The following is a 9906-nucleotide window of genomic DNA, read 5'->3' as shown; positions in this document are numbered from 1 at the left end:
CACGTCACGCCCCCTTCGGCGGGACGAGCTGGAAGTAGATCGCGGTCATCGAGAAGTTCGCGACGAACAGCAGCATGAACGTGATGACGACCGACTGGTTCACGGCGTCGCCGACACCCTTCGGCCCGCCGCCCGCGTTCATTCCCTTGTACGACGCGACGACCGCCGCGATGAAGCCGAAGACCAGCGCCTTCACCTGGCCCTGCCACAGGTCCGGCAGGTGGGCGAGCGCGGTGAACGAGGCGATGTAACTGCCTGGTGTGCCGTCCTGCAGGACGACGTTGAAGACGTAGCCGCCCATCACGCCGACGACACTGACGAACCCGTTCAGGAAGAAGGCGACCATCATCGTCGCCAGCACCCGCGGCACCACCAGCCGCTGGATCGGATCGATCCCGAGCACCATCATCGCGTCGAGCTCTTCCCGGATCTTCCGTGCACCCAGATCGGCGCAGATCGCCGAACCACCGGCGCCGGCGATCAGCAGGGCGGTCGCGATCGGTGACGCCTCCCGGACCACGGCCAGTACGGCGGCCGACCCGGTGAAGGCCTGCGCGCCGAACTGCTTGATCAGTCCGCCGACCTGCAACGCGATCACGGCACCGAACGGGATCGCGACGAGCGCGGTCGGGATGATCGTCACGCTCGCGACGAACCACGCCTGCTGCAGGAACTCCTTCAGCTGGAAAGGCCGCCGTACCGACGCCCGCAGTGTGTCGAGGGCGAAGGCGAACAGTGAGCCTGCATGTTTCAGCGGGGCGGTGGCGCTCAGGGTCACGGAACCCCCACCACAGCAGTGGCGAAGGAACCGGGCGGCGGAGTCACGCCGTTCTCACGGCACCAATCACCTGGCGGCCGCTGCGTCGGACGCAGTACGCCGCTGCTCGGCAACTGCTGGATCGGGATCGGCGGCAGCGGCGGCAGCTCCTGGTCGGCCTCGCGTGCCAGCTCGTCGGCGTCCTTCTCCTCGGACATGCCGATCGGGCCGACGCGCTGCGCGTTCAGGAACTGACGGACCACCGGCTCCTCGCTGGACAGCAGCATCTCGCGCTGCCCGAACATGGCCAGGTGCCGGTGGTACAGCAGGCCGATGTTGTCCGGGACCGTGCGGGCGGTGTTGATGTCGTGGGTGACGATCAGGCAGGTCGCCTGGGTCATCTCGTTCAGATCGATGATCAGCTGGTTCAGGAACGCCGTCCGGACCGGGTCCAGCCCCGAGTCGGGCTCGTCGAACAGCAGGATCTCCGGCTCCAGCACCAGCGCCCGGGCCAGCCCGGCGCGCTTGCGCATACCGCCCGAGATCTCGCCGGGAAGCTTGCGCTCGGCACCGACCAGACCGACCATCTCCATCTTCTCCATCACGATGGAGCGGATCTCGGCCTCGGACTTCTTGGTGTGCTCACGCAGCGGGAACGCGACGTTGTCGTACAGGTTCATCGAGCCGAACATCGCGCCGTCCTGGAACAGCACCCCGAACAGTTTGCGGATCTCGTAGAGGTCCCGCTCGCTACAGGTGGCGATATCGGTGCCCTCGATGTGGACGTGGCCGCGGTCGGGCTTGAGCAGACCGATCAGGGTCTTCAGGAATACGGACTTCCCCGTACCGGAAGGGCCCAGCATCACGCAGATCTCACCGGCCGGCAGGGTCAGGGACACATCGCCCCAGATCAGCTGGCTACCAAAGGATTTGGTGAGACCTTCGACGCGGACTTCTACGCCCACCGGTCCTCCTCACGGGATCATCATTGCTTGCCCCGAACCGACGAGTACTCCGGTCCTAACGAGGGGGCAGTGGCCTAGGTTACGCACGAGTACGGTTTTGCGTAACCCCTCGAAGTCAAGCGGTTGAGATCCTAGTCAGAGTGCAATGGCAGAAGGGCGGCCTCCCGCAGGAGACCGCCCTTCTCTACACATTCGTTACGTCCCTTGACGGAACGTAACAGAGGTCACTTGAGCGTGACGGTGGCCCCGGCGCCCTCGAGGGCCTCCTTGGCCTTCTCCGCGGCAGCCTTGTCGACCTTCTCCAGGATCGCCTTCGGGGCGGACTCAACCAGGTCCTTGGCCTCCTTCAGACCAAGGCTGGTGAGACCGCGCACCTCCTTGATGACCTGGATCTTCTTCTCGCCGGCGCTCTCGAGGACGACGTCGAACTCGTCCTGAACCTCGGCCTCTTCGGCCGGGGCGCCCGGGCCTGCGGCGGCGGCAACGGCAACCGGGGCGGCGGCGGTGACGCCGAACTCCTCCTCGAAAGCCTTAACGAACTCCGACAGCTCCAGCAGGGTCAGTTCCTTGAACTGGCCGAGGAGCTCTTCGGTGCTGAGCTTCGCCATGGTGGCGGTCCTTCCTTAACTGTGGATCACTGAAATGGGGTGGTGCAGTGAGATCGGCCTCAGCTGTCAGCTGCGGCGGTCTCCTCGGTGCTCGCCTCGGCAGGTGCGTCGACCGTGTCCTGCACGGCCTCCTCTGCCGCCGCCTCGGGAGCCGAAGCCCCGTCCGCCGGCAGCTTGTCCTGCAGCGCCGCGAACAGGCGCGCGGCCTGCGACAGCGGAGCAGCGAACAGCGACACCGCTTGCTGCGGGGCCGCCTTCATCGCACCTGCGAGCTTCGCGAGGAGGACCTCACGCGACTCCAGGTCAGCGAGCTTGCTGATCTCGTCCGAGCCGAGTGCCTTACCGTCGAGCACTCCACCCTTGATGACGAGAAGGGGATTCGCCTTGGCGAAGTCACGCAGACCCTTGGCCGCAACCACCGGGTCGCCCTTGATGAAGGCGATGGCCGACGGACCCTCGAGCAGCGAGTCGAACGACTCGACACCCGCGTCCTTGGCCGCGATCTTGGTCAGCGTGTTCTTCACCACGGCGTAGTTCACGTCGTCACCGAGCGCAGTGCGCAGATTCCGCAGCTGCGCCACAGTGAGTCCGCGGTACTCGGTCAGCACGGCGCCGTTCGAGCTACGGAACTCGTCCGTCAGCTCTGCGACAGCGGCTGCCTTGTCCGGCCTCGCCATGGGGTCTCCTTCGTTTGGCTTTCTCGCCTCTGACCCCCGGACAAAGAAAAACGCCCCTGCGCAGGCGGCAAGGGCGTGAACATACGAACTACACTCACACTTCTCATCACCTGCGCGGGCCGCCCACCTGAGTGGGACTTTCAGCTACCTAGGCAGCCACCAGCGGTCTTCGGCAAGGTTCATTGTGCCTGACTGTCACGCTGGGACCAAATCGGCCCTCGGAGCTCGGTGACCACCGGCCGGCCCGGGACGAGTTCCCCGGCGTCGACGTACCCCTCCTCCCGGTCGCGGAGGTCGTCGACGAGCTTCTGCCGCCAGCGCCGTACCTCGTCGGCCCGGGCGGGATCGGCCACCAGGTTGCGGGTCTCCTGCGGATCCGCCTCAAGGTCGAAGAACTGCTGGTCACCGCGGCCCGACATCCAGACGTACTTGCGCTTCCCGTCGGTGACCCACTGCAGCGACTGGCCGAGCAGCACGTGCTCTCCGTGCAGATGGTCCCGCCACTCCGAGACAGCCTCGCCTCGGAGGTGCGGCGCCAGGCTGCGCCCGTCGACGGTCTCGGGGATCGGCACCCCGGCCAGGTCGAGCACGGTCGGCATCAGGTCGCGCAACTCGACCACGTCGTCGATCACCTGGCCACGTGGGGCCGCAGGCGCCGAGATCAACAGCGGGATGTGCGTCGACCCTTCGTAGGGCTGGCCCTTCCGGTACATGTCGTGGTCGCCAAGCATGTCGCCGTGGTCGGAGGTGAACAGCACCACGGTGTCCTCGCGCAGCCCGAACTCCGCCAGTGTGTCCAGGAACCGGTTGACCTGCTGATCGATGTGCGACAGGTGACCGTAGTACCCGGCCTTGGCCCGGTGATGCGTCTCGGCGTCGAGTCGCCCGATGACCGTGTCGTGTGCGCCGTCGTTCCGGAATTCGTCGTACGCCGATGTCCAGTCCCCCACCACCGGATCGGTCCGGGGCATCCCGACGTACTGGTGGAAGGCCCACTGTGGTGGGTCGAGTGGCGCGTGGGGTCGGTGGAAGGAGAGGTAGAGGAAGAAGGGCGTGGTCGGGTCGCGGCGGTAGAGCCAGGAGATGGCCTCGGTGACGACCCAGTTCGTCGGATGTAGTGCCTCTGGTTTGTCCCAGGGTCTGGCGACCACGCTGTTGCAGTTCAGTCCGTTGTCGGTGTAGTCGGCCACCGGGGAGCTACCGGCCTGAGACTGCAGCCAGGGCAGGTAGTCGTCCACCTCACGCAGGTCCCGCTGCTGGCGTCGGCGGGCGAAGTGCAGGTAGCCGTCGTGCAGGCGGACGTCGTCGAACCCGATCCGCGACCGCTCCGGATACACGTGCAGCTTCCCGATCGCCTGCGTCTGGTAGCCCGCGTCCCGCAGTGTGCCGGGCAGCGTCACCGGATGCGCCTCCTGGAACGTCACCCCATCGCGGTAGCCGACTCGGCCGTGCCGCTCCTGCGACTGACCGGTCATCAAGGCAACCCGAGCAGGCACACAGGTCGGCGTCGCCGAGTACGCCCGCGAGAACCGGGTGCCCTGGGAGGCGAGCTGATCCAGGTACGGCGTACGGACGACCGGGTGCCCAGCCGCGGACAGAGCGTCGCCCCGCCACTGGTCGACGCAGATCATCACCACGTTGCGTGCGGTCACTCGGGAACCACTCCTCTGTTCTCGTTACCAGGCACAGCGGAAACCGTGATTGCCGGAGCTGCTCGACGCTTCGTTCGAGCTCCGCGCACCGACGCGGTAGCGGTTGCAGTACGACGCATGGCACAGGTAGGAGCCACCACGCATGACGCGGTTCGTACCCCACTGGTCGGAGGTCCACTCCCAGACGTTGCCGACCACCTCGTACAGACCGAAGCCGTTCGGCGGATAGCTGCGGACCGGCGCCGTACCCCGGTATCCGTCGGCCTCGGTGTTCTTCGTGGGGAAGTTGCCCTGCCAGATGTTGCAGCGATGCTCGCCGTCCGGAGTGAGGTCGTCGCCCCACGGATAGCGACGCTGGTCGAGACCACCACGGGCCGCCCGCTCCCACTCGGCCTCGGTCGGCAACCGACCGCCCGCCCAGGTACAGAAGGCCACTGCGTCGGCCCAGGACACGTGGACCACCGGATGGTCGCCCCGCTCGGTCAGCTCCGAGCCAGGGCCTTCCGGGTGATCCCAGGTCGCACCATGGACGCCGCACCACCACGGTGTCGCCGCCGGCCGCTCGCTCACCTTGCGCAGCGCCGCGGGAAGGAACCCGGCGAACACGAAGCTCCACCCGAACCGCTCCGCCTCGGTCACGTAGCCGGTGCTGGTGACGAAGGCCGCGAACTGGTCGTTCGTCACCGCGGTCACACCGATCTCGTACGGCGCCAGCGATACCTCGCGGACCGGCCCTTCCAGATCGCCCGGGAACCCGTCGGCGTCCTCGGCCCCCATCCGAAAGGCACCGGCCTCAATCCGCACCCGCTCGATCGCTCCGGCCGGCGCCCCGCTCGCTCCCCGCTCCGCCACCGGTCTGTGCACGGCCTCGGCCCTTGCAGGCGCGCAGCATCCGTCGTCACTCAACGCCACGCTCTCCTCTCGCCTCAGGAAGGCTGGGCTGCCTTGACCGGGTGCGGCGGGATCCAGCGTCGCATCGCCGCCGCGGCGGCGAACCCGGTGCCTGCCATCACCACGACCGCAGGCCCCAATCCAAACAGAGCTGTGGCTCCGGCCAGCAGTAGTGGACCCGCACCGTTGCCGGTGTCGGCGAAGAGTCGGAAAGCACCGAGGAACTGAGCTCTGCCCACCGGCGGAGAGGCGTCCGCGCCGAGCGTCATGATGACGCCGGCACCGAGTCCGTTCCCCACACCCATCAGCAGTGCGACCGCTGTGAGAGTGGTGGTGCTGTGGGTGAGCGGGAGGAGCAGGTGAGCCAGCCCGAGCACGAGCATCGACGGTACGGCGACCCACTTGCGGCCGAGGCGGTCCATGACTGAGCCGGCTGGGTAGAAGAGCAGCATGTCCACCGCACCGGAGAGTCCGAAGATGATGCTGGTGGTTTGAGCGTCCAGTCCGATGTGCAGGGCCCACAGCGGTACGACGACCTGGCGGGAAGCGCGGACCGCGCCGACCAGGAGCGCGCCGGTGCCGAGAGTTCGCAGTACTGGCAGGTGGTCGCGGATCACGCCCAGCGTGGACTGCGCCGCGACGGGCCTGCTGCCGCGCGCCCGACGTACCGACTCGATGTCGGGGAGGCTCACGAGCACTACGCACGCCAGGGCTGCGCCTACGAGGTGCACCCAGTAGGCGCCGTCGGTGCCGAGGAAACGCATCGCCAGGGCGCCGAGGAACGGACCGATGAAGGAGCCGATGCGCTGCACGCCGCCGAGGGTGGACAGGGCGCGGGCGCGGAGCTCGATCGGCACTGCCTCGCTGAGGTAGGCCTGGCGGGCCAGACCCCAGACCGAGCCAGCCAGTCCGGTGACGCCGATCGCCAGGGCAAGCCCCCAGACCGTCGGCGCCAGCAGGCACGCGACCAGTGCCAGTGAGACCAGGACGGTCGCGCCGAGCATCGCCCGGCGTTCGCCGATCTTCGTGGTGAGCGCACCGGCCGGGATGTCGCCGATGACCTGACCGAGTCCGGCCGCTGCGACGACCACACCTGCGATGGCAGGTGATGCGCCCAGATGGGTGGCCGACACTGCGATCACTGGGGCGATCGCGCCTTGGCCGATGCCGTAGAGCAGTGCGGGGAGGTAGACCGACGGTGCGATCTTGAGCAGGGCGGCCGGGCCGGCCATCAGCGAGCGCTCGCTTGTTCTTTGGCCTGCTCTCGCCCGGCTGTCGTTGCCCCCAGCAACTCCGAGACCTCCCAGGCGGCCGGCACGATGCGCGCACCGAACTCCAGCAGAACCTCTGCGGGCATCCGCAACTCCGGACCGGAGATCGACAGGCATCCGACAACCTGACCGGAGTAGTCGAAGACAGGAGCCGCAACCGAGCAGATCCCCGGCGTCCGCTCAGTCATAGAGGTGGCGAACCCCCGCTCGCGAATCTCAGCGAGCTGTGCGGCCAGTACGTCGGGATCCGTGATGGTGTCCGGCAGCACCTGCTCGAGTGGCGCGGACAGCACCTCGACCTGACGCTCCCACGGCGCGAATGCGAGCAACACCTTGCCCGGGGCGCCCTGCGGCAACGGAAGCGGTACGCCGAACTCGGTGTACGTACGACGCAGTTGGTGCCGGCTCTCCACCTGATCGAGCACCACGCGGTGCCCGCTCGCCAGGAGCTCATGCACAGCCGCGGTCTCCCCCGTGACGTCCCGAAGCGACCGCAGCACCGGCTGCGCGGCATCACGCAACGTCGCCGGGATCCCACTGGTGTGCGCGAGCTGAACCACCAACGGTCCGATCGCATACCGCCGCTGCGCGGTCTGCCGGATCAACCCGTTCTCCACCATCGCCAGCAGCAACCGATGCACCGTGCTCGTCGACAACCCGGTCGCACGCGACAGATCACTGATCCCGAGGTCCGGCGTACGAGCATCGAAACACCGCAGGATCGCCACCGCCCGATCGATCGACTGCACAGACCCCCGGGGCATCGTTTCCTGCATCGCAGAATCATATCCCGCAATACGGGATACCTACCGCCCAGGGGTGCGTCCGGCACCCCTGGGCGCCGGACGCAGCAGGTTAGTCCAGGACGGCGAGGGCGTCGATCTCGACGAGCATGTCGGGGAGGGGGAGGCCGGTGAAGACGGTGGTGCGGGAGGGCAGGACGCCGCTGGGGGTGCGGGTGGTGACGAACTCGGCGTAGGCCTCGTTCATGGCGGCGAAGTCGTCGCGGGTGGTCAGGTAGACGCGCAGCATCAGTACGTCGTCCAGGCTGCCGCCACCGGCCTTGAGGATCGCCTCGATGTTCTGCAAGACGCGGGTGGTCTGGGCCTTCACGTCGCCGACGAACACGAACTCGCCGGTCGCCGGGTCGACCGAACCCTGGCCGGAGACCTGCAGGATGTTGCCCTTGCGGACGCCCTGCGAGAACACCGGCAGCGGAGCGGGTGCGTCAGTGGTGGAGACGGCGGTCTTGTCGGACATCAGGTCGGACACCTTTCAGTTGTAGTCGGCGCTGATCGCCTGGGTGGTGGCGAGCAGCTCAGGCAGGAGTTCGAGCACCTGCTCGTAGTTCAGCAGCACATCCGGCACGGAGACCGACACGGCCCCGACAACGCGGCCTGCCTGGTCAGTGACCGGTGCACCGATGCAGTTCATGAAGGGCTCGTGCTCGGCCTTGTCCTGCGCCCAGCCGCGCACCCGGACCGTGTCCAGCTCGTCGCGGAGGGCCTCGGCATCGGTGAGGGTCTGTGGAGTGAACGCGTGGTAGTCCAGCGAGGCCAGCACTGCTTCGCGTTGCCGCTTGGGCTGCGCCGCCAGCAGGACCTTCCCGACCGCTGTGCAGTGCAGAGCCGCCGGTACGCCGATCTGCGAGTACATGCGGAACGTGCGCACACTGTCGAGCTTGTCGATGTAGATGACCTCGCCGTTCTCCCACGCTGCCAGGTGAACGGTCTGACCGGTCTTCTGATTCAGCTGACGTAGGTGTGGCGCAGCCACCCCCCGTACGACGTGCTGTTCGCGCGCCGTATCCGCTAGCGCGAACAACCGGGATCCCAGCCGATAGCGATGCGCCTCATCCCGCCGTACAAAGCGGTCTGCCTCCATAGTGCGCAGCAGCCGGAGCACTGTGGTCTTGTGGACGCCGAGCTCGGCCGCGAGCTGATCCAGCGACCGCTCCCCCTCGCCCAGGCTGGCCAGGATCTGCAGGGCTCTCGCGAGGCTCTGGCTCATACCCGCGTCGCCGCCCACTCTTCTTCGGTGGCGGCGAGCAGTCTGTCTCGCAGCGCACTCTCCGGAGGCGCAGCATGGTCTTCCGGTACGGCGAGCACCGCTGCCGCATTCAGATGCCCGAGTCGCAGCCGCTGCTTCATCGGCAGGTTCTGCAGCGTCCCAGCCAGGAATCCGGCCGCGAACGCATCTCCCGCACCTACTGGCTCAACCACCTGGACAGTGAGCGCCGGAACCTCGGTACGGCGACCGTCCGGCTCCAGTGCGACTGCGGTGTGCGCATCGTTCTTCACGACCAGCGTGCAGTCATTGCCGAACCGTTCGTGCAGCTCAGCCGGGTCGTTGGTGCCTGCAAACACCAGCGCCTCATCAGCACCGATCAGTACGACGTCAGCTGCCCGGAGCAACCGCCAGAGCGGCTCCGGGTTCTTGTCGCGCCACAGCACCGGCCGCCAGTTCAGATCGACGCTCAGAATGAAGTCCCCGCGGAGCTCGTCCAGCATTCGCGCAGTGTCGTCGGACAGCGCGGCGGTGATGCCAGTGGTGTGCACGATCCGGGCACTGCCGAGTCTGGCGGCCACCTCAGGACGCTGCAGGAACGTGGGGCTCATGGCCGAGGCCGCCGAACCGCTCCGGTAGTAGTGCATCCGGGACCGGCCGTCGATCGACTCCTTCACGTACAGCGCGGTCGGCCGATCCGGATCGACCTCTACCCCGCCGACGTCGACTCCACGTCCGCGCAGATCACGCAGTACTTGCCGGCCGAAGCCGTCGTCGCCGAGCCGGGACACCCAGCTGGTCGGTACGCCGAGACCGGCCAGGCCGCCGGCCACGTTGCACTCCGCGCCCCCGACCGACCGGCGGAACGTCTCGACGTCCTCGAGCGGTCCGGCGGCACCCGCGAGCATGATCATCGCCTCGCCGACACAGACAACATCCCCGTGCCCATCCCTGGCTTCCGTCTCGGTGCGCGGGTCGGGCATCTGCGCTCCTGGGTCCGGGGTGATGGGATAGGTGTGAAACAGCGGTCGTTGACGCAACTTCGAGCGCGATGCTACAACCGTCAGGTCAGAATGTG

11 protein-coding genes are annotated in these 9906 nt (G+C 67.4%); all 11 read right to left on the bottom strand.

The window, feature by feature from the left end; genetic code table 11:
- Positions 1–4: 4 nt before the first annotated feature.
- Positions 5–778 carry an MlaE family ABC transporter permease gene (locus ACFCV3_RS16745; protein WP_376030898.1) on the bottom strand — a complete coding sequence of 258 codons (774 nt, stop codon included), beginning with the start codon at positions 776–778 and terminating at the stop codon, positions 5–7.
- Positions 775–1722, bottom strand: a complete 948-nt coding sequence (locus ACFCV3_RS16740; RefSeq protein ID WP_376030897.1) for an ABC transporter ATP-binding protein — start codon at positions 1720–1722, stop codon at positions 775–777. Before ACFCV3_RS16740 ends, ACFCV3_RS16745 begins: the two co-directional genes overlap by 4 nt.
- Before the next feature lie 224 nt (positions 1723–1946).
- Complete coding sequence (rplL, locus tag ACFCV3_RS16735; RefSeq protein WP_376030896.1) at positions 1947–2330, bottom strand: 50S ribosomal protein L7/L12; 384 nt, start codon at positions 2328–2330, stop codon at positions 1947–1949.
- 59 nt (positions 2331–2389) lie between these two features.
- Positions 2390–3007 carry a 50S ribosomal protein L10 gene (gene rplJ / locus ACFCV3_RS16730; RefSeq protein WP_376030895.1) on the bottom strand — a complete coding sequence of 206 codons (618 nt, stop codon included), beginning with the start codon at positions 3005–3007 and terminating at the stop codon, positions 2390–2392.
- 179 nt (positions 3008–3186) lie between these two features.
- Positions 3187–4659, bottom strand: a complete 1473-nt coding sequence (locus ACFCV3_RS16725; RefSeq protein WP_376030894.1) for an arylsulfatase — start codon at positions 4657–4659, stop codon at positions 3187–3189.
- Between the two features lie 24 nt (positions 4660–4683).
- Positions 4684–5523: a formylglycine-generating enzyme family protein gene (locus ACFCV3_RS16720; protein ID WP_376030893.1), complete on the bottom strand. Its 840-nt coding sequence runs from the start codon at positions 5521–5523 to the stop codon at positions 4684–4686.
- 62 nt (positions 5524–5585) lie between these two features.
- A complete protein-coding gene (locus ACFCV3_RS16715; protein WP_376030892.1) occupies positions 5586–6782 on the bottom strand; it encodes an MFS transporter in 1197 nt (398 codons plus the stop codon).
- Complete coding sequence (locus ACFCV3_RS16710; RefSeq protein ID WP_376030891.1) at positions 6782–7597, bottom strand: IclR family transcriptional regulator; 816 nt, start codon at positions 7595–7597, stop codon at positions 6782–6784. The genes ACFCV3_RS16715 and ACFCV3_RS16710 overlap by 1 nt, the downstream gene beginning before the upstream one ends.
- 79 nt (positions 7598–7676) lie before the next feature.
- On the bottom strand, positions 7677–8093 hold the full coding sequence (locus tag ACFCV3_RS16705) for a RidA family protein (protein ID WP_376030890.1): 417 nt from the start codon (positions 8091–8093) through the stop codon (positions 7677–7679).
- 3 nt (positions 8094–8096) lie between these two features.
- Complete coding sequence (locus tag ACFCV3_RS16700; protein WP_376030889.1) at positions 8097–8831, bottom strand: IclR family transcriptional regulator; 735 nt, start codon at positions 8829–8831, stop codon at positions 8097–8099.
- The gene (locus ACFCV3_RS16695) at positions 8828–9811 is read right to left on the bottom strand and encodes a sugar kinase (protein WP_376030888.1); all 984 of its coding nucleotides are present in this window, start codon (positions 9809–9811) and stop codon (positions 8828–8830) included. Before ACFCV3_RS16695 ends, ACFCV3_RS16700 begins: the two co-directional genes overlap by 4 nt.
- Positions 9812–9906 lie beyond the last annotated feature (95 nt).

It is taken from the genome of Kribbella sp. NPDC056345 (assembly GCF_042262745.1).
Taxonomy (GTDB): Bacteria; Actinomycetota; Actinomycetes; order Propionibacteriales; family Kribbellaceae; genus Kribbella.
This window is presented reverse-complemented; position numbering and strand designations above follow the sequence as displayed.

What these genes read in the sequence shown, in the direction of transcription:
- rplL (WP_376030896.1), bottom strand. Translation starts at nt 2,330, where the DNA reads ATGGCGAAGCTCAGCACCGAAGAGCTCCTCGGCCAGTTCAAGGAACTG.
- rplJ (WP_376030895.1), bottom strand. Translation starts at nt 3,007, where the DNA reads ATGGCGAGGCCGGACAAGGCAGCCGCTGTCGCAGAGCTGACGGACGAG.
- ACFCV3_RS16715 (WP_376030892.1), bottom strand. Translation starts at nt 6,782, where the DNA reads ATGGCCGGCCCGGCCGCCCTGCTCAAGATCGCACCGTCGGTCTACCTC.
- ACFCV3_RS16710 (WP_376030891.1), bottom strand. Translation starts at nt 7,597, where the DNA reads ATGCAGGAAACGATGCCCCGGGGGTCTGTGCAGTCGATCGATCGGGCG.
- ACFCV3_RS16700 (WP_376030889.1), bottom strand. Translation starts at nt 8,831, where the DNA reads ATGAGCCAGAGCCTCGCGAGAGCCCTGCAGATCCTGGCCAGCCTGGGC.
- ACFCV3_RS16695 (WP_376030888.1), bottom strand. Translation starts at nt 9,811, where the DNA reads ATGCCCGACCCGCGCACCGAGACGGAAGCCAGGGATGGGCACGGGGAT.